17 protein-coding genes are annotated in these 22,234 nt (G+C 45.1%); 15 read left to right on the top strand and 2 right to left on the bottom strand.

Annotation, left to right across the window (positions count from 1 at the left end; genetic code table 11):
- Positions 1-182: 182 nt before the first annotated feature.
- Positions 183-365, bottom strand: coding sequence for a PLDc N-terminal domain-containing protein (locus tag ACZ5QV_RS13330; protein ID WP_464600268.1), 183 nt, complete (start codon positions 363-365; stop codon positions 183-185).
- 300 nt (positions 366-665) lie between these two features.
- Between ACZ5QV_RS13330 and ACZ5QV_RS13335 the strand changes: the two genes are divergently transcribed.
- From ACZ5QV_RS13335 to ACZ5QV_RS13395, 13 genes are all read left to right on the top strand, one after another.
- Positions 666-1,364 carry a dolichol kinase gene (locus ACZ5QV_RS13335; protein WP_464600269.1) on the top strand — a complete coding sequence of 233 codons (699 nt, stop codon included), beginning with the start codon at positions 666-668 and terminating at the stop codon, positions 1,362-1,364.
- 69 nt (positions 1,365-1,433) lie between these two features.
- Positions 1,434-2,765: a COG1361 S-layer family protein gene (locus ACZ5QV_RS13340; protein WP_464600270.1), complete on the top strand. Its 1,332-nt coding sequence runs from the start codon at positions 1,434-1,436 to the stop codon at positions 2,763-2,765.
- A 59-nt stretch (positions 2,766-2,824) separates the two neighbouring features.
- Entirely contained in the window at positions 2,825-4,042 is a 1,218-nt protein-coding gene (locus ACZ5QV_RS13345; protein ID WP_464600271.1) for an ABC transporter permease, read from the top strand.
- Positions 4,043-4,060: 18 nt separating this feature from the next.
- Positions 4,061-4,894 (top strand): ABC transporter ATP-binding protein, encoded by an 834-nt coding sequence (locus ACZ5QV_RS13350; protein WP_464600272.1) that lies wholly within the window; start codon positions 4,061-4,063, stop codon positions 4,892-4,894.
- A complete protein-coding gene (locus ACZ5QV_RS13355) occupies positions 4,891-5,070 on the top strand; it encodes a hypothetical protein (protein ID WP_464600273.1) in 180 nt (59 codons plus the stop codon). Before ACZ5QV_RS13350 ends, ACZ5QV_RS13355 begins: the two co-directional genes overlap by 4 nt.
- Positions 5,071-5,469: 399 nt before the next feature.
- Complete coding sequence (locus ACZ5QV_RS13360) at positions 5,470-6,264, top strand: hypothetical protein (protein WP_464600274.1); 795 nt, start codon at positions 5,470-5,472, stop codon at positions 6,262-6,264.
- A gap of 149 nt (positions 6,265-6,413) precedes the next feature.
- The gene (locus ACZ5QV_RS13365) at positions 6,414-7,469 is read left to right on the top strand and encodes an AAA family ATPase (RefSeq protein ID WP_464600275.1); all 1,056 of its coding nucleotides are present in this window, start codon (positions 6,414-6,416) and stop codon (positions 7,467-7,469) included.
- Positions 7,470-7,521: 52 nt separating this feature from the next.
- The gene (locus tag ACZ5QV_RS13370) at positions 7,522-8,415 is read left to right on the top strand and encodes a DUF58 domain-containing protein (protein WP_464600276.1); all 894 of its coding nucleotides are present in this window, start codon (positions 7,522-7,524) and stop codon (positions 8,413-8,415) included.
- 90 nt (positions 8,416-8,505) lie between these two features.
- Entirely contained in the window at positions 8,506-10,425 is a 1,920-nt protein-coding gene (locus tag ACZ5QV_RS13375) for a DUF7408 domain-containing protein (protein WP_464600277.1), read from the top strand.
- Positions 10,422-13,106, top strand: a complete 2,685-nt coding sequence (locus tag ACZ5QV_RS13380) for a vWA domain-containing protein (RefSeq protein ID WP_464600278.1) — start codon at positions 10,422-10,424, stop codon at positions 13,104-13,106. Before ACZ5QV_RS13375 ends, ACZ5QV_RS13380 begins: the two co-directional genes overlap by 4 nt.
- Positions 13,107-13,272: 166 nt before the next feature.
- The gene (locus ACZ5QV_RS13385) at positions 13,273-15,270 is read left to right on the top strand and encodes a HEAT repeat domain-containing protein (RefSeq protein WP_464600279.1); all 1,998 of its coding nucleotides are present in this window, start codon (positions 13,273-13,275) and stop codon (positions 15,268-15,270) included.
- Positions 15,271-15,359: 89 nt separating this feature from the next.
- Positions 15,360-16,271, top strand: a complete 912-nt coding sequence (locus ACZ5QV_RS13390; RefSeq protein ID WP_464600280.1) for an AbiTii domain-containing protein — start codon at positions 15,360-15,362, stop codon at positions 16,269-16,271.
- 99 nt (positions 16,272-16,370) lie between these two features.
- Positions 16,371-17,633: a hypothetical protein gene (locus tag ACZ5QV_RS13395; protein ID WP_464600281.1), complete on the top strand. Its 1,263-nt coding sequence runs from the start codon at positions 16,371-16,373 to the stop codon at positions 17,631-17,633.
- Between the two features lie 1,149 nt (positions 17,634-18,782).
- On the opposite strand, the gene ACZ5QV_RS13400 is transcribed toward ACZ5QV_RS13395, so the two are convergent.
- The gene (locus ACZ5QV_RS13400) at positions 18,783-20,507 is read right to left on the bottom strand and encodes an alkaline phosphatase (RefSeq protein WP_464600282.1); all 1,725 of its coding nucleotides are present in this window, start codon (positions 20,505-20,507) and stop codon (positions 18,783-18,785) included.
- Between the two features lie 320 nt (positions 20,508-20,827).
- Here ACZ5QV_RS13400 and ACZ5QV_RS13405 point away from each other — a divergent pair, with 320 nt between their 5' ends.
- Together ACZ5QV_RS13405 and ACZ5QV_RS13410 are read left to right on the top strand one after the other, a co-directional pair.
- Positions 20,828-21,316, top strand: coding sequence for a universal stress protein (locus ACZ5QV_RS13405; RefSeq protein ID WP_464600283.1), 489 nt, complete (start codon positions 20,828-20,830; stop codon positions 21,314-21,316).
- Between the two features lie 362 nt (positions 21,317-21,678).
- Positions 21,679-22,134, top strand: a complete 456-nt coding sequence (locus ACZ5QV_RS13410; RefSeq protein WP_464600284.1) for a universal stress protein — start codon at positions 21,679-21,681, stop codon at positions 22,132-22,134.
- The last annotated feature ends 100 nt before the right edge of the window (positions 22,135-22,234 follow it).

Raw genomic sequence — 22,234 nt, forward strand, 5'->3', positions numbered from 1 at the left:
CATTTTCATTTCGTCCCGGCCGGCCTCCTGCGTCGGCCGTTGAGAGCGTCGGTATCGAAAATAGATTTAAAAAAGGACAAAAGCCGGTTTGAAAACCAATTGGCTAACGTTCCTTCACGGGCATCGGGAAGCTAAGAAACAAAAAAGGATTGCGGGAAATCAATCGCATAATATGGGTATGCTTATTTCCTCCTCCCGAACAGGTAATAGGCCGCTGCTCCCAATATGCCGAATATCAGGGCAGCTAATATCCACACTATTTTCATTAGATCGCTCAAGCCTCTGTTTTTCATCAATACATCATAAATAACCCACGCAACTGATACCAGTACAAGCAATCCCCACATAGTGCTCAAAAGACTCAATCATACGCCCCCTTATAATATGCCATATATAATAATGAAATATATACATTTCTCTGCGGATTTCGTGAGCCTGTTCAAGCAGGGTTTTGAAGTCGGTTTCCTCAGATTCCGGCGCACTCACCGACCGCAGGCCAGCCTTCAGCTGTCGTGTTAAACCATAGGTTTAACAGGAGTTTCTAATTTTCAATTAGAAACAATCGAGGAAGGGGCCTTCTGCTGCGAGAGGTAAGAAATTCCCATCAGGGTGAGAGATCACATAAATTCAAAAATACTTTATATACAAAAGATATACAGGGTGTTATGGAAACCTTCCTCCGAATCCCATTGGAAGCCATAATAGCTGACCTGTCCTTATTTGCAGCCCTTGGGGTCTGGAATTTATTCGTAATCCTGGTTCTTGCAAAAAAAACTTATGAATTTGCTCTGGAGAAGGGAAGATCACACAATTCTTCAATATACTTTGCCAGAAAAGTAGTCCATTTTTTAGCGGGAGGCCTGACCGCAATGTTGCTGCCTTTTTTTGCCCGGGAGCCTATCGTGCCGGCAGCCCTTGCACTCGGACTTGCTTTTGCAACATACGTCCCGCACAGGACTGGCAGGCTGATGTACTGGTTTCAGGACCCGGACAACCTCTACGAGGTAGACTTCTCACTTATCTGGGGCCTGATAGTGTTTTTCACATGGTACATTGACAAAACGTTCTGGTTAGGAGTTATCCCCGTTCTTTTCATGGCATACGGGGACGGAATTACCGGAATAATCAGGAACCTCAAATATAACAGAAGGACAAAAGCCTGGGAAGGCACTGTGGGAATGCTGGTCCTGTGCATAATCATAGGTGCTAAAATGGGGCCTGCCGGAATTTTTGCGGGAATAGTGTGCTCGTTCGTTGAGCGAATCGAGAATGTTGATGATAACCTCACCGTTCCGATAGTCAGCTTATTAATCTTACTGGTAGCTCATATATGGTTCCCTTCATTTACCGTTTCTTTCTACTGACCTGCCGTTCCTGTCTTGAAATACTGCTACAGTGCAAGGGTTATAAGTTAATTTCACCAATAGTCAAGCATGAAGGCCACCAGTGTTTATACCCCGCACAAAACCTCCCGGAGTAGAGGGAAAATTCCGGCTTTTAAAACCCTCTGGCCGGATGGTCCGGCTGCGTTTCTGTTTTTTGCCATGCTCCTGTCTCTCCTATTTTTTCTGTCTTTCCTGGCAAACCCCTGCTCTGCGGCCGTAATTTCTGGAGACACTCACCTGGACGTGACCGTTTCTGAAATCAGTCCCAACCCGGCCAGGCCCGGAGAAGACCTGCTCATAAAAATCAATCTCGAAAACAGCGGAGACGAAGCGGCCCGGAATATCAAAATAGGGATTGAGGACCTCTACCCCTTCGAATTCAGGTACAGCACTTCAAAAGAATACGGCAGCGGGACAAACACCGAAAAAACATTCGAGATTGAGCAGCTCAGGCAGCGCTCAAATGTCGAGCTGAACTTCCATTTCAGGGTTGACTCCAGAGCGGTTTCCGGGGTTCATGAGCTTGAGTTCACGATAATGGACAACGGAGAAACCGCTTTTTCAGAAAGGATCCCGGTCAGGGTGGAAGGAAACCCCGACCTTGTGCTCATGGGAACGAAAATCATTCCAGCAAATGAAAATTTTTCTGTTGACTCCCTCGTCCCGGGACAGGCGTTTTACATCCGGACCACCGTTAAAAACGCCGGAAACGGAAACGCAAAAAACATCCGGTTGCGGCTGGACCTGAACTCCTCGTCGCCTCTCGTCTCACTTGAAGACAACGTCCGTTTCCTGGAAAAACTTGAAGCCGGAAGTTCGGAAAACCTTTCTTTTAAATTACTGCTCGGAAGCAACGCCATGGTGCAGCCCTATAAAATCCCCCTAAGAGTCACGGCCTCAAACGAAGCCGAGACCATGCAGATTGACAGGGTTCAGGAAATCGGGTTCAACGTCCTGCACAAAGCCGAGATAAACATCGCAAGCCTGAAATTCGACCCCGAGTTGCCGGTTAGGGGGCAGAAAGTCTCCATGATTGTGAGGCTTGAAAATGTTGGGGAAGGGGAAGCCCGTTTCGTAAAAGCCCGGCTTGAAGGGTTTGAAGGCAGCGGTAGCGGCAGTCCCGGGGCTTTCCTCGGAAGGCTTGAAAAGGACGACGATGCCCCCGTAGTCTTTACTTTCATCCCGGAAAAGGCCGGGGAAGAGAAAGTAACTCTCCTGGTGGAATACGAAGATGATTTCGGGAAACACCAGCTTACTGAGAGCCTGAACTTCAATGTGGTAAGGGATTCGGGAAACCTGACCCCTTTTCTTCTCGGGGCTCTGGTAGTGCTAGCCGTGGCGGTATTTTTCATGAAAAAGAAAGGGATGAGAAAGCTCTGAGGGAGAGGAAATGACCGACTTTAGGAAACACCTGTAAACCGGCCCTGGAGATATCCAATATGCTCGAAAAAGCAAAAGTCTCCTTCTTCCTGGCCGCCCGCTCGATTAGCCGGGGGAATAAGGGAATAACAATTTTCACAATCTTCGTGCTGACCCTGATCTTTGTGCAGCTCGTGCTTTTCTCGAGTATTCTCGCCGGGATTACGGTCAAGTTCAACGAACTCATGGTGGACTACCAGACCGGAAACGTGGTCATCGAGCCTGAGGAAAATGAAAAGTATATTGAAAATATGGAAGCTCTGCAAAAAAAGATAGAGAGTCTTCCGGAAGTCGTGGGGACCTCTGCCCGTTTGAAAAAGGCGGGCTCAGTCCGTTATAATGAAAAAGAGGCCGGAGGCACGGTATACGGGGTTGACCCTGCCGAGGAGAGCTTTGTTACGGCAATTGAAGGTGCAATGGTGAGCGGGGAGTTCCTGAGCCGACCCGACCGCGGCGAGATCATCCTGGGCCGGGAGGTCTCGGGCGGGTTTGGGGCCCTTATGGAATCCCGCTCCCTGGGAGGCGTGGAAGTCGGGGATACGGTTGAATTGACCATTAGCGGAGAGGGCCGGGAGTTCAGGGTCAAGGGCATCTACAGCACCCTTTTTTTCATGGCCGATTCAGGGGCCTATATCAGCCGGACCGATATGGAAGAAATGATTGGCCTTGATGAAGGAAAAGGATGTCGGGACCTGGCCCATGAGCTTGCGATAAAGACCACCGCGGGCACTGACGAGTACGAGTTCCGGAGGAAACTTCTTTCCCTAGGGGTCAAAGAAAACATCCGTACCTGGCACGAGTTTGCCGGAATCCTCCGCCTGCTCGAAGAGACCCTCGGCCTTATCCGGAATCTTCTGAACGCAATCGGGCTCCTGATCGCCTTTGTGATTATCTTCGTGGTCATTTATGTTAACATTGTAAACAAGAAGCGCCAGATTGGGGTCCAGAAAGCCATTGGGATCGAGCAGAACGTGATAATCGCCTCCTTTGTCCTCCAGGCCATGCTCTATGCGGGCTGCGGGGTGATTTTCGGCTACCTCCTGATGCGTTACGGGATCGTTCCCTATACGGTCGTCCACCCAATAAGGGCCCCTCTGGGGGAAGTTAGCCTGAGCCTGGACAGTTTCGAGGCCCTTAGCCGGGCAGTCCTCCTTTTCCTGGCTTCGGTTGCAGCCTCCGTGGTCCCGGCCTATAAACTGGCGAATAAGGACCTGCTGGAACTGATCTGGGAGAAGTGAAGGGAGGGGGCGAAAAATATGGAAAATCAGCCTGAAACAGCTAATAGAACCGGGAACGGAGCAGAAAAAGGGGCCGGAAAGGGAAATGAAACGGGAGCAGAAAAAGGAGCCGAAACGGAAGCAGAAGCAAAAACCGAAACCTGGGAAAAAACAGGAGCTGAAGCAACAAGTGAAATTATAATCGAAGGCCTGGACATCACCCGCACCTTTAAAATGGGGGATGTGGAAGTTCGGGCCCTTCGGAGGGTTTCCGTGAAAATCCGGCGTGGGGAATTTGTTGCGATCATGGGCCCGAGCGGTTCCGGGAAAACCACCCTTCTTAACCAGTTAGGCCTTCTCGATACCCCCAATTCCGGCAGGATAAGCATAGCCGGGACCGATACCTCTACCCTTTCGGAAAAAGAAAAAGGGGCCTTTCGCCTCCACAACCTGGGTTATGTCTTTCAGGACTATGCCCTCCTCCCGGAACTCAACGCAGCAGAAAACGTTTACCTTTCCCTTATGATGCAGGGGATTAATAAAAAAGAATATGAGGCTGTTGCGGCCGAAATCCTGACGGCCGTCGGCCTGGGGAGTCGTTTAAACCAGCTCCCCTCGAAGATGAGCGGAGGAGAACAGCAGAGGGTCTCGGTTGCAAGGGCGCTTGCTCATTCCCCCATCATCCTCTTTGCGGACGAACCCTGTGCCAACCTGGATTCCCAGACCTCGAAGGAGGTGCTGGACATGTTTAAGAAGTTCAATCAGGAAGAGGGGCAGACGATTGTCATGGTTACTCATGAGGCCTGGCATGTGGAGTATGTGGACAGGGTGATCAGGTTGAAGGACGGGGAGGTCGAAAAATATCTAGAGTGATTTTTGAGAGCGGATTCGAAAAAAACACCGGTCTTGGCCTCTTTTTATCCGGGGAAATCCTCTATATCTGCGGCCTGGAAATCAAAGAGACCGGAGAATACGGGAAGGGAGCCAGGTTTGAGGTCCATGTCCCTCAGGCTCATTCAGGCCCGTTTCCTGATGAAATCCCGGACTGATATTCAAATCCGAGCCGAGATCAGGAAAATCAAACCCCTGGATTCAGTCGACCCGGTCAAATTCCCTCCATATTTTTCCGTTGATAATTAAGCTCGCAAGTAAATTTTAAACATTTCAAATATGTAATGAGTATATTTTAGACGTTATAGAAAAACCTACTTATTTTTTCATATTGGTAGGGAAAAAACCGGCACAAAAAATTGAACTGAAAACAAGCCCTTCATTCAAATCTCTTTCTTAGAATACTTGAAATTCTTAGCAAAGTTTTTTTAGTAACATCTACAATACAATTACTAAAAATTGATGTTGTGGTTTGAGATTCTATGCTTGTTGAGTCCCTACTGAAGAAGTATGAAAAATACCTGAGGCTATCCTGCTGGGGCCTCGGTTTTTTGCAAATGGCTGAAAAATTTGCCATCCTGTTTCTGCTGCTTATTTTATTTGATGGGTATAAACTTGCTCACTATTTCCCTGAATTAAATACATTTATTGAAACCCAGGCCTACGCTAGCCCTTACCTGGCTAACATCATCTTAATGGTCGTGGAAGCAGGGATACTGACCGCTTTTATCAGTATTGGCTCCAGGCTGGTCAACAAAAAAAGAAAAATATCCCTGGTCAATTGCCTCGAAAAGACTTTTCCCGAACTCAGGACAAAACTGAGCACAGCATACGACAATAGGCAAAACCTCAACATAGTTACAACGAAATTGCTTGAGGAAGTGCATAAACAACTGGCCGTAATCAGCATAAATAAGGTAATTCCATACACCCGGATGTTCAGATCCCTTGCAGTACTCCTGCTGCTTACAGGAGCGATTTTTTTCTGTATAAACGAAGAATTTAGCTTTGATGTGTCCCCCGGCCGGCTGATGGACAGGTTTCTGGAAAACATCCCTGATTTGACCGGAGAAATCACGCCTGACGAGGAATACGAGAACAAAACCTCTCCTGCTCTTACATACAATATAGAAGCTGTCATCATAAAAAACGGGGAAAAGGTTGAAATGGAAATAAACCCGGGCCTCGGTCTCGGGTTCACGAGCAGAACCGATGCGGAGACCGGAAATGACATAAATGGAAGTGCAGACAATTTTAACGATATATTCAGTTACGGACGGACATATACGGAAAACCTGCCGGAAGAATACGAGCCCATGATAAAACAGTACTTTGAAGACCTTTCGTCTTAAGGACCGTTCGCCAGTTTAAATAATCTAATATTCCCGGACTTTCGGACTTTCAAACTTTCAGACTTTCAAACTTTCAAACTTTCAGACTTTCAGACTTTTAGACTTTCAAACTTAATAAATTAATTTATAAAAAATAGAGGGGTTTCAATATGAGAGGGGAACAGGAAATCCAGCTTGAAGACTCGGAACTTAACTTAAAGCCAACGTATGAAAGGGCCCCGGAGATTTTCGAAATGATCTTCAGGGAAGTGGGAAACGCCATCGTCGGGCAGAGGGAAATGGTCCGGCAGATCCTTATTGCCATGCTCTGCGAGGGGCACGTCCTGGTCGAAAGCAACCCGGGCCTTGGAAAAACCCTGACCATATCCACCATTTCCCGGATAATGGACATGAAGTTCAGCAGGATACAGTGCACGCCTGACCTGATGCCTGCGGATATCACAGGGACCGACATCATTGAAGAGGGGGAAAAAGGTTCTAAACATTTCCAGTTTAAACAGGGCCCGGTCTTTGCAAATATTGTGCTCGCGGACGAGATAAACCGGGCGTCCCCGAAGACCCAGTCTGCTCTTCTCGAAGCCATGCAGGAAAAACAGGTAACGATTGCAAACAGTACGTATACCCTGGACAGGCCTTTCTTTATCTTTGCAACGCAGAACCCGATAGAAATGGAAGGGACCTACACTTTACCCGAGGCCCAGCTTGACAGGTTCCTAATGAAAATCCTCCTTACATATCCGGACCCCGAGGAAGAATTAGAAATTGTAAACCGCTACGCGGAATTTTCGAAGCCAGTTGTCCGGAAATGCATAGATAAACAGACCTTCCTCGAGCTCCAGCAGATCACCCGGAGAATTCCAATCTCCAACAAGCTCAAAAGATACGCAATAGACATTGTGAACCGGACCCGGAACATGCCGGAGCTGATAGAAATCGGAGCCTCTCCACGGGCATCGATCGCTCTCATCCTCTGCGCAAAGGCAAACGCCTTTCTCGACAGGCGGAGATACGTCGAAAAAAATGATATTGACGCCATGGCCCTTCCGGTCCTCCGCCACAGGCTCCTTCTCTCTTTTGACGCTGCACGAGAAAACGTCACCGGAGACAAAGTTATAAAGAAAATACTGAAAGACCCCTCAATTACGGACAAAATAATTGAGCTCACATCCCTTCAGCCAGCGATTAAATCCGGCTGGAGGGAGTGATTGGCCATGGATCGGGGGAGGAATTGACCTTGACTGAGGAAGGGGATTAAACGTGGCCGGGATTGAACATAAAACCAAACATAAGATCGACACCTCCTTTCTGGCCCGGCTCGATAAATACACGCTCCCTCTTAGAAAAAGAGTGACGGCAGTCCACCCGGGTAGCCATCTGTCTACCAGGCAGGGAGCAGGGCTTGACCTTGTGGACCACAGGAAGTACAACCAGGGCGATTCCTTAAAAAACATCGATTGGAACCTCTATGCCCGTACTGAAAAACTTTACGTCAGGCGCTTTGAAGAAGACAAAACCATGAACATGGTCGTCCTGCTCGACGCGAGCAGCAGTATGCTCTTTCCGGACAGCAGCCCGAACAAATTCGAATACGCGTCAACAATAGCCCTCGGGGTTTCTTACATCGTAATGAAATACAACGACAGGTACAGGATCTACCCCTTTACGGACAGCGTGGACTACACAAGGTCCCGGAAAGGAAGGGCCGACTTTCTCCGGACCATTGACAGTTTATCCGAAATATCAGTCAGCGGAACCACGAAACTTGCAAACTGTGCGGATTCCGTCTATCCGAGAATAAAATCGAAATCAATGCTAATGATAATTTCGGATTTCCTGGACGAGCCCGAATCAATCCGCTATGCTGTCCGCAAACTGTCCCGACACGAACCCGTTCTTGTCTGCCTCTACGACGAAAGCGAGGTAAATTTGCCTGAAAGCACGGACGGGTCAATAAAGTTTGTTGACAGTGAAACAGATGAGGAACTCAATATTTCGGTAGGTCCGAAGTTCAGGAAAGAATACGCTTCAGAATATGCCAGACACATAACCGAGCTTGAGAAAATCGTCTATGAATTTAAGATTCCATATTTCAGAGTGAACATAAAAAACCGGCCCTTTGATACGGTTCTCAAAATCATAGGCGAGGGATGATTCGAGTGATTCGGATGCAGGTGAATCGGGTGAATTGGGTGCAGGTGATTCGAGTGAGTCTGGTAAGTCGGGTGAATCGGGTGGTCCTGCATGGACTTTGAATTTTTCCGGGGCCTGGCCGCGCTTGCGGGTATAATTCCCCTGACGATAGTATACCTGCTTAAACCGCGCCCGAAACAGATTATCCTGCCATCCCTGCTCTTCATCCGGCGAATAAGCCACAACGTACTCGATTCCCGGCGCAGGATCAGTACAAAAATTACAGACCCGCTCTTCTTTCTGCAGCTCCTGGCCCTGGCCCTTATATCGACGGCCCTTGCGGGGCCCCTGCTAGAAGAGCCTGTGGGAAACTCGGAAAAAGTCATAATCATCCTGGACTCTTCGGCCAGCATGAGTGCAACCGACCGGATTTCCGGGGCAAAAACCTTGGCTATAGAAAATTTGGGCCAGCAAAATACCGTTGTCTCTGCGGAAAGCCTTCCGGTTGTGCTTGCGAAGGGCCTTGATGCGGCCGGTGCAAAAGAAGTGATTGAGAAAATGGAGGCCGGAAATACCAGGGGCGATGTCCCGCAAGCCATTCTGGCGGTCCTGGATGACAGGGAGAGTCAGAACGGGAAAGTCCTGGTCATATCCGATTTTGAACACTGGGAGGGAAAAGCCCCTGAGACGTATATCAGGGTTGCCAATTCCAGAAGTATCGAACTCGAATTTTTGCAGGTCGGGGAAAAAACGGCCAACATCGCAATCGTGGACGGGTATCTGACAGACCGCAATGACGGGACTTACGAATATACCTGCACCATAAAAAATTTCAATAATAAGAACGCCGAAGTCGAACTTCAAATGGAAAGCAAATCAGAGCTCTTCTCCCCCCGGAAAGTGAGCAATTCGGTTTTCCTGGCAGGCTTCGGGACCCGACAGGTCACTTTCTCAAATATCCGCCAGGGCACGTCCACGGTGGAAATTCTCAATGAAGATGCGGTTTCCTGCGACAATATCGCGTATATCTCAATCCCTGAAGTCAAAGAAAGAAAGGTCCTTGTACTAACGGACCTCGACCCTGCCGTTAACAGATCGGCCCTGATAACGGCGATCTCCCTGATTCCCGGAGCCGTCGTTGAGGTGGATTATGACTTTTCCGATGAGCTTCCGGCTGATTTTGGAAAGTACGATACGATCTTCATAAACTGTAAGTATGAACCCCTGCCGGCCCGCACCGTCCTGGAAATACTTTCTTATTCTAAAGAGGGGAAAGACCTGGTGGTCATAGGAAATGGCTGCTTATTCAACTCTTCGGCAATGCGGGGGCTTTCTCCGGTCCTGCCGGTAGATATAAACTCGGTTAAAGCGGGAGACGATGAAAGAGGAGGGGGAGAAGGCCAGACGGTTGAAGCTTCCGGAAGCGGCCGGGAGATTTTTGAGGACGTTTCCTTTGATGAGGTATATTTAAGAAAGTTCCTGGAAAGCTCCCCGAAGGAAGGGGCCGCCGTACTTGTGAAAATGGAAGGAGCAGGACCTCTGGTCTCTACCCGGAATATAAACAACGGGACTGTTGTTTATGTGGGCTTTAGCGACATTACTGAAAACGAGGCCTGGAACAATTTTCATACTATTCCCACCTACCCTGTTTTCTGGGCGGAACTGCTCAAATACATATGGGGAATCGGGGACATCCGGGATACAAATGTAAAAACCGGCAGGTACCTGACATTCGACCACACCGTCAGAGTCAAAACCCCCGGTGAAACTATCAACAGCAAGTTCGTTTACTACAATATCTGCGGCCTGTACGAGCTGAACCGGCAGACCATTGCTGCTAACCTCTACGATTCCCAGGAATCAAATACTTTTACGGAAAACCGGCTGGACCTCACAGGTGAAAACGAAGAGGTCCGGAAACAGGAACTCAGGATAAAATCCCCGTACAGGCCCCGAAAATACCTGGTTTATGCCTTACTGCTGCTTCTCGTAATTGAAAACATAATCATGTTCAGGAGGAGGGTCATATGACCGCCGGATTTCCGAATGTGGCCGATTTTCTTAACGGTATCGGATTTTTGAATGGTGCAGGATTTCCGAATAGTGTCGATTTTCTGAATGGTACAGGACTTCCGGATGGAACCGAGCTTCTGAACCGGGCCGCATCTCTTAATGGCAACAGTATTCCTTATGGCTTTAATTTTTTACACTGGGGGGAGCTCTTGCTCCTGCTTCCTCTGGCCTTTTTTTTAGTTATGGGGTTCAGAAAAAAAATCAATAAAAAACACCTGTTTTTCCATGCCCTTGTGGGCTTCCTTCTGATTATAGCGCTTGCTGCCCCCTACTCTGCAGAAATGGTTTCCCTGAAAAGCGACCATTCCCGGATTACCATTCTCTCTGATGAAAGTGCAGGTATGGAACTGCTCCGGCAGGGGGTTTCCGAAAAGATTTCGGAAAACCTCAGCGGCCTGGTCCCGGTTACACTTACCACGATTTCAGGGGAAAATACCCCTCTCGGGGATGCTATTCTTCAGCAGGCCTCGTCCGAAAACTATGTGCTGGTAATCTCGGATGGGCAGAGCAACTCCGGGACCTCGATTGAAGATGCTCTCTCATTTTGCTCTAAAAACGGGTTCCCGGTGGGGGCTCTCGTCCCTGAGACCCTTGAAGAGGAGCTCAGCGTAGAAATTGAAGGCCCGAATGAGGTTTCGGTCGATACGGAGGCCTTTTTTAAAGTTCACATCCGGAAATCAACTGAAAACAAAATGACTTACAGGGTAAGAGTTACCCTTGACCTTGTAAAAATCCTGGAGCGGGAAATTTCCCCGACCGAGAGGACCGTAAGTCTTGACTTCAACCACAGTTTCGATTCCCTCGGCCCGCATACCCTGAAAGCGACCCTTCACCCGGAAAACGTACAACCGGAGGGGCTGGACGATTTCAAAAACAATAACCAATTTATGAAAAGTGTGTACGTAACCCCGAAGCCGAAGGTGCTTTTCGTTAGTGACGAGCCCGAGTCCCCTCTTGCCGATATATTGTATGAAGTTTACGATGTACAGAAGACTAGTTCTGGCAACTCAGCCGGCCCGTATGCTGTCCTGGAAAAAGAAGACAGCCTGATAGATGCCGTAATAATCGACAACCAGCAGGTTTCGGCCATTCCGGCCGCCGGGGTCGAGACGCTTAGAAAATTTGTCCTTAACGGGGGCGGGCTGGTGGTGGTCGGGGGAGATTCTTCTTTTGATTACCCGGTCGAGCAGAGCTATCAGGACACGGAGTTTGAAGCTCTCCTGCCGGTTACGTCCAGGCCCTCGAACTGGAGGGGAGGCCGAAACATTGTCCTGATGCTTGATGTATCCCCAAGCACCCTTCAGGAAAACGGGATTGGGGGCCGAATCCTGGATGATATACTTTCAAATGCCATCGTACTTCTTGAAAGCGACCTTTTGAAAGACGCAAGTGTGGATGTGATCACCTTCGGGAGCAAGGGCCAGGACATTTCGGAGGGCTTTCTGGACATGTCAAGGGAGGCTAACAGGCAGTGGCTTGATGCCAGGATCAACGAAACAAAACCCTCGGGGGATTCGACATCCCTTGAACAGGGCCTTCTTACTGCAAGCCGCCTTCTGGAGGCTCAGGATGACGGAACCGGGGCTGGGGCTGAAATCGTGGTCATCTCGGACGGCGGAATCGGAGACCCGTATCTGGGAGAAGGCCGGGTTGAGCGGGCGGTTGAGCGGGCGGACGGGCTTAAGGAAAAGGGTATTGGAATATATTTTGCTCATATCCATTCCCCGAAGACCGAGAGCCAGGTCACAAAAGAGGGCCAGTACTACGCCGAGACCTTTATGAGAAGTATCGGCCTCTACGAAAAATATGAGAGGGTCGAGCCCGGCCAGAGACTAAAGCTGAGCTATTCCGAAGAAGAGAAAGATTCCGAGACCCTGGATAACTATTCTAGCGGCTCGGTGGTAATCTACAACCCGAAACATTTCATCACGCGGGACGTTTCTGAGATTTCCAATGAGGTCCTGGGCTATAATGAAGTAACCCCCCGCCCCGAAGCAAACCGTCTGGTTATAACAAGGCTCGGAAAACCCCTTATTACGGTCCGGAGGCTGGGCCTCGGCCGGGTTGCAGCAATCACAACCGATAACGGGAACGGCCACGGCATCCCCTGGGCTCCGGCCCTCTACTCGGGAAAAGACAGCCTGGTTATTACAAATACCCTTAACTGGGCCGTGGCCGACACCGAAACGGCCGAGGACATCCGGCTAAAAGTCCCTGACCTCAAAGTAAACCAGCCCGGCCGAATCCTCATCACGGCCCGGAAAAAAGGGACTCCGGAACTGAGTTTCGACCGGACCCCGCTGGAAATTACTTCCATCGGCAAAAACATGTACGAAGCCTACGTAACTCCGCAAAAATTAGGGATCAACTATATTTCAGAAAGGCGCGTTGCCGTCAACCAGCCCGACGAGTACGTCTACATCGGCGAAAACCCCAACTTCAAAACGGCCATCCTCGAAAACGGCGGCAAAATCTATACTCAGGCCGATATTTACTCCCGCATCATAAACGACTCCAGGACCACCACGGAAAAACCGGTCAGGGTGGAGGTTGTATATACGAAACAACTTTTGGGGCTGGCCTTTTTGGTTTATTTGTTGTATACGCTGGTCCACACATTTAATATGAAAATGAAGTGAGGGGGAAAGGGGAGACCAAAAACATCTGGTATGAATTGAGGGATAATTTCTGGAGGAGGTGGAATAATAGAGGGGATGTTTGAGGTTATGAGTAGATGGGGAGGGGATGATATGGAAAAGAATGATTTATTAATTTAGAGATGTTAGAGGGTCATGGTGTAGGGAATTGGTAGATCAGGAAGAGATTCATAGAAAATGTAATAGTGATGATCCAAATGAACATGAAGATGCAGTGGATCAACTACGTAATAGTTTTGAATATCTTTCTGATAAAGAAAAGGCGTGGCAAGATTTAGTTGGATTGACTTCAGATCAAGATAAACTTGTGCGATGGAAGGCGACAGAAGTACTTGAAACTGTTTTTCAATATGTGCCTGATAAAGAAAAAGCGTGGCAAGATTTAGTTGGATTGACTTCAGATCAAGATAAACTTGTGCGATGGAAGGCGGCAGAAGTACTTGAAACTGTTTTTCAATATGTGCCTGATAAAGAAAAAGCGTGGCAAGATTTAGTTGGATTGACTTCAGATCAAGAGAGCCATGCGCAACGGGAGGTAGCATGGGTACTTGGGAGTGTTTTTCAATATTTGCCTGATAAAGAAAAGGCGTGGCAAGATTTGCACGGACTGACTTTAGATCAAGATAGCCATGTGCGATGCAGTACAGCATGGGTACTTGGAACTGCTTTTCAATATGTACCTGATAAAGAAAAAGCGTGGCAATATTTACACGGACTGACTTTAGATCAAGATAGCCATGTGCGATGGGTAGCAACATTGATACTTGAAATTGTTTTTCGGCATGTGCCTAATAAAAAAAAAGTGTGGCAAGATTTACACAGACTGATGTTAGATGAAAACAGCGATGTACGATGGAGGGCAGCAGGGGTACTTGAAACTGTTTTTCAGCATGTGCATGATAAAGAACAGGCTTTGGAAGATTTACACAGACTGACTTTAGATGAAAATAGTGATATGCGATGGAGGGCAGCAGAGACACTTGGAACTGTTTTTCACTATGCTACTGATAAGGAACAGGCTTTGGAAGATTTACACAGACTGACTTTAGATCAAGACAGGGGTGTGCGAGAGAGTGCAACAGTAGCATTTGGAACTGTTTTTCAACATGCACTTGATAAAGAAATGGTGTGGGAATACTTAATCAGACTAACGTCAGATCAAGATATCTATGTAAGAGTCAAAGCATATCATTCTCTGGGTCGAATTTCTATTTACGAGGCATCAAAATCCGAGACTGAGGAAGCATATTTAGAAGAGTTGAAAAAAGCGATTGATTTATTTGAAAAGGCAGCTAAAGAATCCATTTTGGATAATCCATCTAAATTTTGCTTCCCATTTTACCGTTCATTTTACACAATAATTTCTACTAAAAAGCGAGAGGCTATAGATGAAGTTGAGAAATACCTTGCAGAAGCAAAGAGCGAGATCGGTTGGTCAATTAATAGAGAATTACTCATTGAAGCGATTGAGAATCTTGCTAATGCATTAAAAGAAGTCCAGAACATTGAAAATATGGATCTGGAAGCAAAGAAGGGAGAACTTAATTTTTATAGGAAATACTGTGAACAAGCCGCAAAGTTAATGAAAAATACTGAAGAAAAAGCACCGTTTGCTACAGCCACAATGAAAAAAGGGCTTCCCATTCTCGATCGAAATCTAAAATTCCTTCTCGAAGAAATTCAGGAAAAAGCAAAGACCGCGTGCCAGATATCTCAAGGAACTGATACAGAAGAAATTGCATGCGCTGTCAGTCGAGAGGTTCAGAAATGGGAAATCGGTAGTCAGGAAGAAATGACTCGATATGTACAAAATCTTATTTTTTCCTTAGAATCTGTGATTCCAAATACTACAAAAAATCGAAAAATCTATGATAAAATTGAAGCTATAGAGAATGAAAAAGACCTCACAAAACAATATGAAATATTACCTACTATTATCGCACTAATACCCACAGTACAAGTTGAGAATCAAAGCAAAACGAGAGCAATTGAATCTTCTGCAACTATAGCAGGATTCTTAGGTTTTGTTATTTTGGAAATAATAAATTTAGTTCATCCACTGGGTTCTCCTAATGATCATTTTATTTGTCTCTCGGTCTCAATTTTGATATTTCTTATTGTTTATCAGTTTTTAAAAAATAATTAATTGATTTCCTACTTTCATCACACATAACTAAAAGAACAACTTTAAAATGATATTTAAATATGAGAACATAGTTAATTACTTGGGTTTGCATGAATTTGATTAACGAATTACAAGAAGATATTCTGAATCAATCAAATGATCTTTCATCGATCTTAAGAAAAGCAAAAGTTCTTGCTTATAAATTAAAAAACGAAGAGATGAAAGCATGGGTAAACAATGAGCTGAATGGTTATAGTGACAGAAAGGAGTTACCTGATTATAGGAGATTTAGTGCTGTAAACAGAGGGAATTTTTATGATTCTTTTGGAAGGCAGTTAAAGAATGCTCCTATAACTCTCATGAACATTCCAGAAAAAGTTAGACAACGTTTGGATAAATTTGACTTGTATCATGGAGTGAAATCTCTAGAAAGTGCAATTGAAAGTGGGGAAAATACTTTTAAATATCCCTGGTCTCCAGAAATAATTGCTCTTTTTTCAGATAAATTCTATGTTGATTTTGCCTGTGGAGAGGCTTGGAAGGCAGTTAATGTTGAACTATATGAACAAGTTTTGGACAACATAAGAACTCGTTTACTGGATTTCATTTTGGAACTTCAAGAAAAATGTCCAGACATTCAAGACTCTAATGATAATATTCCAAAAATCCCAGAAAACGAGGTTTCAACTATTTTCCATACTTACATTTTCGGGGGGCAGTGTTCTATAGCTAGTAGTTTTGATAATTGCCAAATTGTACAGCAACATGTACAGAAAAATGATCTGCCCAGTTTATTGAAATATCTTGAGGAAATTGGGATTCCTTCAAGCGAAATAAAAAACGTGGAAGTTGCAATTAAAAACGATAACTATGGAGAAGAAAAGAAAGGGATCGGATCAAACGTCCAGACATGGATTTCTAATTTTTCTCAAAAATTGTTTTCAGGTGCTTTGGGCAAAGCAACAGACATATCTCTTGATTTAATTATGAAAGCAGTGTTGGCTTATTATGGATTAACCTAAAACTAACACTTGATTTAATCGCATAATCTTTAGACTACAAAAGTGAGTTCAATCTTCGCAATCAAAATTTAAAATTTATGATAATGATGAAGGTTTTTTATGAAAAGAAATAAGTGGGAATCAATAACGCAAAATTTATCAAAACCTAATATGAGGAAAAACATCATTATCTTTTTTATAAAAAGCATAATTTTGGGTGCAATTACCGCGATTTTCCTGTCCATCAACATTGAATCAGTTTCTTTTTGGACAATTTTGTATTACTTAATTATTGGTGCTTATGGAACAATTTGTATATTTCATTTTAGAGAAAAGAAGCTTGCAAACATATCTGAAACTAAGTTGAAGAAAATACTAGACAAAAATGAACTCGTTGCGTTCCTTATTTTATTTTTTATAATAAGTTCTCCAATTTATACTCCATACTTTATGAATTCTATCGTGAAGCATTACGATAATAATGGATATTTTGAAGAAATGGCAGAATCTATTTTTGAGAATAAAACTGATGATATATCAAAAGTGAAAGCTGTTTTAATGTGGAATAAAAGAGAGTTGTTACCTCACAATACATACAAAAATAGTTACCGAATCTTATACACAAATATATTCTTGGTAAAAACATTTCCACCTATACTTTGTTTAAGACCGTTAGGAAATGAAAATGGAAAATGGCCATTAATATCAAGATACGGAGCTTGTGGAGAAAACTCTCTTGCTTTTATGGAATTTATAAAAACCCAGAATATTCCTGTCAGAAGAATTCATATTGCTGCCGAAGATCATAGCTTTAATGAAGTTTACATAAATGGAAGTTGGATAACTGTTGATCCTACTCTCACTTGGAGGAACATCGAAGACGGTTACGATGTTTTTCCCAGATATTATGAAAAAGAGTGGAACTGGAAAGTATCTTATGTATTTTCAGAGTACCCAAACGGAACATTCGAAGATGTAACAAGTAAATACACCAATACTTCCACTGTAACTGTTAAAGTGTTTGATATGAAGAGAAATCCGGTAGAAAATGTATCAATTTATGTCTTCAGTAATAATAAATACACTCATAAAAGTACTAATTTAGTCACAACTACAGACCTCTATGGAATATCTACGTTCACTTTGGGTGATGGAAATTATACGATAGAATTGAATAAAGACTCATTATTTGGAACTAAGAATTTTGAATTAGAAGAGGGAGCAAAAAAAGAGTTGAATGTAACTATTAAAAGCAACATAGATAAAAATATAGAAAGGGTTGTATTCTCGAATGACATATTATATCAAGCTATAAAAGCTGTTTATTTATCATTTGTTATCGTCGGACTTATTGCAATTTACAGAAGATTAAGATATTTTTAAGTTTTTTAAAAAAATTATCCCGTATATTATTATCATATAAATCAACAATCAAATCCAATAAACCGCAGCAAAATCTACCTAACGTAAACCCGTCCACCCAAAAATAAAATAATAAAAACACTCCAATGTCCTTACCTCCATCTTCCTAAAGCCTAATCTCTGATCACCATCTCTAATTCAACTTCCTTTTCTATAACTCAAAATAGTCGCCGGTTTCATTCCCCTCCTCTTCAAAACTCCCGGCCTCCTCCTTATCGATTTTTAAGAAAACGGCTTCGAGAACTTCGGCCCTTGGGAAATCGATTTTTCAAACGGTTTGTGGGGTACTGATGTGTGGGGCCGCCGGGAAATATAAAAAAGAAGTTATTTTAGTCCATGAGTGAACTTCAGATCGAGAAACAGTCGCCGGTTTTATTCCCCTCTTCTTCAAAAATCTCTGCCTCCTCCTTATCGATTTTTAAAAAAACGGCTTCGAGAACTTCGGCCCGCAGGAAATCGATTAATTCAAACGGTTCATGGGGCACTGATGGGTGGGGCCGCCGGGAAAAATAAAAAAGAAGTTATTTTAATTTGTTTGAGCGAACTTCAGTCGAGAAAAAGTCGCCGTTTTCCTTCCCCTCCTCTTCAAAAATCCCGGCTTCCTCCTTATCAATTTTTAAGAAAACGTCTTCGAGAACTTCAGCCCGCAGGAACTCGATTAATTCAAACGGTTTATGGGGAACTGATGGGCGGGGCCACCGGGAAAAATAAAAAAGAAGTTATTTTAATCTGCTTGAGCGAACTTCATATCGAGAAATAGCCGCCGTTTTCCTTCTCCCCCTCTTCAAAAATCGCGGCTTCCTCCTTATCGATTTTTAAGAAAACGGCTTCTAGAACTTCAGCCCACAGGAACTCGATTAATTCAAACGGTTAATAGGGTACTGATCGGTGGAGCCGCCGGGAAAAATAAAAAATCAGTTATTTTAATCCACTTGAGCGAACCAATAAGGATGATAGTTTTTTGAAAAGTTCATTACTGGTTCACAACTGGTTCGCTTCAGGGGTGATGCCGGAAGTAAAAAAGGAAAAGGCCCCCCCGGCCAAACACGGCTGGGGGTAGTTCACTCCTTCTAAAAGCCCTTGTTCATGAATTTTACAGGAACGCTTGCATCAGACAAGTGAAAGTACATCATCAGGAATGTAAATTTTGCCTGTTACCGGAGCGTAGACAACCACTCCTTTGAGCTCATGAGTTATTCCGTCCTTGATAAGGACATTCTTATTCACTGGCAGTTCGGCGTCTCCGATTTTCAGCACGGGGTTTGAAGAATCTGTCATATCCAGCAAATACTCGTTTTCATCCGCCTGTCCGTCTTCATTGTCTATGGGAAATACTTCCCCTACTTCGACAAACAGGCAGCTGTTAGTTTCATCCAGGTTGAAACCGATTTTTTCAGCGATGTATTCCGCAATTTCGGTATTATCCATGTAACCTGCGGGGTGGTCAGGGCCATAAGCCCATAGGGGGACATCTTCAGCACAATGCCCATGAGTAGTCCATCCGATAACGGTATGATTTCGGCTGATTACCTCGCTGATAGCATAGGAAAGTGAGATACCATTCCCATTGTTGTAAAGTTCGAGAATTTCGGTGACATCCTCATCAGTTGCATCAATTCCCCACCACGTCTTTAGCTGGGTTTTGATATTTTCGGAAGAGAGGTTCGTTCCTATTTTTGCCGCAACACCTATGGAATTGAGCTTCATGCCTTCGAGAGGCCCGATAACGTCTTCAATGGATGTGGATTCGTATTCGGAATCCGAGTAACTGCCAATAGTCATGCCTCCCGTATTATGATCCGGGAAGACCAGCACAAGAGTATGTCCGTCTTTTTCAGCAAAGTCAACTGCGACCTTAACAGCTTCGTCAAAAGCCAGGAACTCGGTAACAGCATAGATAGGATCATTTGCGTGGGTTGCCCCGTCTATTTGACTGCCTTCAACCATCAGGAAAAAGCCATCTTTGTCCCGGGAGAGCAGCTCGACAGCCTTTGCAGTCATCTCTGCAAGAGAGGGTTGATCAGGGGCAAGGAAGGGACGATTAATGTCCGACGCCATGTGACTGCTGGAAAAAAGCCCCCAGGTTTTGCCGGAGCTAAGGTTCAACATTTCATCTTTGCTGTCAACAAACTGGTAGCCTCTGTCAAGAAGCACTTTTGTCAGATTTTCTCCATCAGTCCTTTTTCCCCTTTCAGCCACTGGTATAAGATGACGGGAACCACCGCCGAAGACCACATCAATATCTTCGTAAACCATCTGTTCCATGATTTCGTTTTCCTTATCCCGGTTATCTACATGAGATGCAAAAGCTGCAGGCGTGGCATGAGTAACGCGAGTGGTTACCACAAGCCCGGTAGCTTTGCCTTCAAACTTTGAACCTTCAAGCACTGTTGCAAGTGGGCTGTATTGCAAGTCTTCGGAAGGTTTTTCCAGTATACTTAACAAAGTATCTCCGGATGGGCCGACACTCACAAACCCATTTGTTGTTTTATAACCGGTAGCAAATGCCGTTGCAGCAGAAGAAGAATCCGTGATAACAGAATCAGTACTGTAAGTGGACACTGTTCCAACTATCATTTCATCAAGCTGCAAAGGTTTCCCGCTGTACCATCGAGTAAGGGTCTGTAAACTCTGGGAACACCCGTCAGGGACAAGGACAATAACATTTTTGATTTTTGACTCCGGGTCGGCCGAAGGTTTGTAATTGGCATTAACACTGGAAGCGGTATTTTGGTTCAAGAAATCGCCTGATGCCACTGTCAGAGCAATGCTTACGAGAAGCAACAGGCCGACGATTGATAGGGTAAACAAAATATGTGATTTTTTGGTCTCCATGAAATCACCTCAAACTTAAGAACAACTTATTAAGAACCGTTTTTGAGAGCAGGCTTTCTTCGATCATACTCAAAATTTTAGATTGTAAGTTTGAAAAATGTGTCAAAAATATTTAAATGTCTCCCATATTAAATATATGTGCAGAATTTTAAACTGTTTGGAGACTACCGATCGGGAGAGCCATCGGGCTAAAAATAAATATAAAAATAGAGTAGTAACAGGCGGGCTTTTTCCCCGAAAAAACAGGCCTCAGAATCGATCTCAAAAATTATCGATGCAATTATATTTAATGCAATCGAATAACCAAAAGGGGAAATTGCATGGGTAGCTCGTTTTTCAGGAAAATCATGATTGCGACGGATGGGTCCGAGAATACGAAAGACTCGGTTAAGGCCGGGGTAGAGCTCGCCCGGATAAGTGGGGCCACGGTTTACGTGGTTTATGTTGTATCAACGGACTATTTTTCCTCCATGTCGGTGGACTTCGGGTGGGAGACCATGTACGAGGTCCTGAAAAAGGAAGGGGAGGAGGCCATAGAGGCTGTCGTGGAGGCCGGAAAGGCAGCCGGGATCCCGGTTGAGTCCGTTTTGCTCGAAGGCCATCCCGCACCCGAACTGATCGATTTTGCCGAAAAGGAAGGGATGGACCTGGTCGTCATGGGGACACTCGGAAGGAGCGGACTTGACCGGTTGCTGCTCGGGAGCGTGGCTGGAAACGTTGTCAGGCACTGCAAGGTGCCGGTGATGGTCGTGAGGGGGGAGAAGACGGAGGAGAAGGTGGGAGAAGAAACCCCGGCTTTCGAAGATTGAAAGAAAAAAAACCTGGGAAAAGATGGAGCGGTTAAGTGGGCATTAGAGTAAGTTACTCTGCTGTATCTGCTGTACGCTAAAATATTCAATTTTCTAAAAAAACCAGAAACAAATCCTGGATGTTGACCGCATTAAGGATATCGAACAGCCCGAAGAGAGAAAAAGCGGCATAACATGGATGGTTGAACTCAGGATTAATAAGGGAACGGAGTTCAGGATAGGGTTCGGGGAAAACCCGGCCTGACGAAATTTCCTCCTCTGCTGTCATTCGGGATTTACCTATACACGTAGATATATATTATTGATAATATCACCGATGCTGTTATATCTCTTGAATATAAATATATATGTAGGTGAAATTTATGGGAAACTCATTCAAGAAAATAATGATCGCAACGGACGGATCTGAGAATACGAAAAATTCGGTTAAGTCCGGAATAGAACTCGCCCGGCAGACCGGGGCCACGGTTTACGCAGTCTATGTTGTGTCAACTGACTATTATTCATCCATAGCAATGGACATTGACTGGGAAACCATGTATGGGGGCCTGAAAAAAGAAGGGCAGGAGTGCCTGAAGCTCGTAGAAGAAGCCGGAAAAGAAGTCGGAGTCACGGTCGAGTCCGTTTTGCTTGAAGGGCATCCGTTCTCCGAAATTGTCGACTTCGCGGAAAAAGAGGAAATGGACCTGGTCATCCTGGGAACCCATGGCAGGACCGGGCTTGACAGGCTGCTGCTCGGCAGCGTCGCTGGAAATGTTGTCAAGCACTGCAAGGTGCCTGTAATGGTGGTCAGGTCAAACGAGAATCCAGTGGAGTAAAATCCTTGTACTGTTTTTGTTAATTCCTTTTTTCTTCGAATTTTCAGGAAAAGGCCGATCCGGGAGATCTGCCTTTTTTGAAACCTTTCCTTTCCTTTCT

This window comes from Methanosarcina baltica (genome assembly GCF_055394095.1).

What these genes read in the sequence shown, in the direction of transcription:
- ACZ5QV_RS13380 (WP_464600278.1), top strand. Translation starts at nt 10,422, where the DNA reads ATGACCGCCGGATTTCCGAATGTGGCCGATTTTCTTAACGGTATCGGA.
- ACZ5QV_RS13340 (WP_464600270.1), top strand. Translation starts at nt 1,434, where the DNA reads ATGAAGGCCACCAGTGTTTATACCCCGCACAAAACCTCCCGGAGTAGA.
- ACZ5QV_RS13365 (WP_464600275.1), top strand. Translation starts at nt 6,414, where the DNA reads ATGAGAGGGGAACAGGAAATCCAGCTTGAAGACTCGGAACTTAACTTA.
- ACZ5QV_RS13335 (WP_464600269.1), top strand. Translation starts at nt 666, where the DNA reads ATGGAAACCTTCCTCCGAATCCCATTGGAAGCCATAATAGCTGACCTG.
- ACZ5QV_RS13345 (WP_464600271.1), top strand. Translation starts at nt 2,825, where the DNA reads ATGCTCGAAAAAGCAAAAGTCTCCTTCTTCCTGGCCGCCCGCTCGATT.
- ACZ5QV_RS13350 (WP_464600272.1), top strand. Translation starts at nt 4,061, where the DNA reads ATGGAAAATCAGCCTGAAACAGCTAATAGAACCGGGAACGGAGCAGAA.
- ACZ5QV_RS13390 (WP_464600280.1), top strand. Translation starts at nt 15,360, where the DNA reads ATGAATTTGATTAACGAATTACAAGAAGATATTCTGAATCAATCAAAT.
- ACZ5QV_RS13405 (WP_464600283.1), top strand. Translation starts at nt 20,828, where the DNA reads ATGGGTAGCTCGTTTTTCAGGAAAATCATGATTGCGACGGATGGGTCC.
- ACZ5QV_RS13375 (WP_464600277.1), top strand. Translation starts at nt 8,506, where the DNA reads ATGGACTTTGAATTTTTCCGGGGCCTGGCCGCGCTTGCGGGTATAATT.
- ACZ5QV_RS13400 (WP_464600282.1), bottom strand. Translation starts at nt 20,507, where the DNA reads ATGGAGACCAAAAAATCACATATTTTGTTTACCCTATCAATCGTCGGC.
- ACZ5QV_RS13395 (WP_464600281.1), top strand. Translation starts at nt 16,371, where the DNA reads ATGAAAAGAAATAAGTGGGAATCAATAACGCAAAATTTATCAAAACCT.
- ACZ5QV_RS13410 (WP_464600284.1), top strand. Translation starts at nt 21,679, where the DNA reads ATGGGAAACTCATTCAAGAAAATAATGATCGCAACGGACGGATCTGAG.
- ACZ5QV_RS13360 (WP_464600274.1), top strand. Translation starts at nt 5,470, where the DNA reads ATGGCTGAAAAATTTGCCATCCTGTTTCTGCTGCTTATTTTATTTGAT.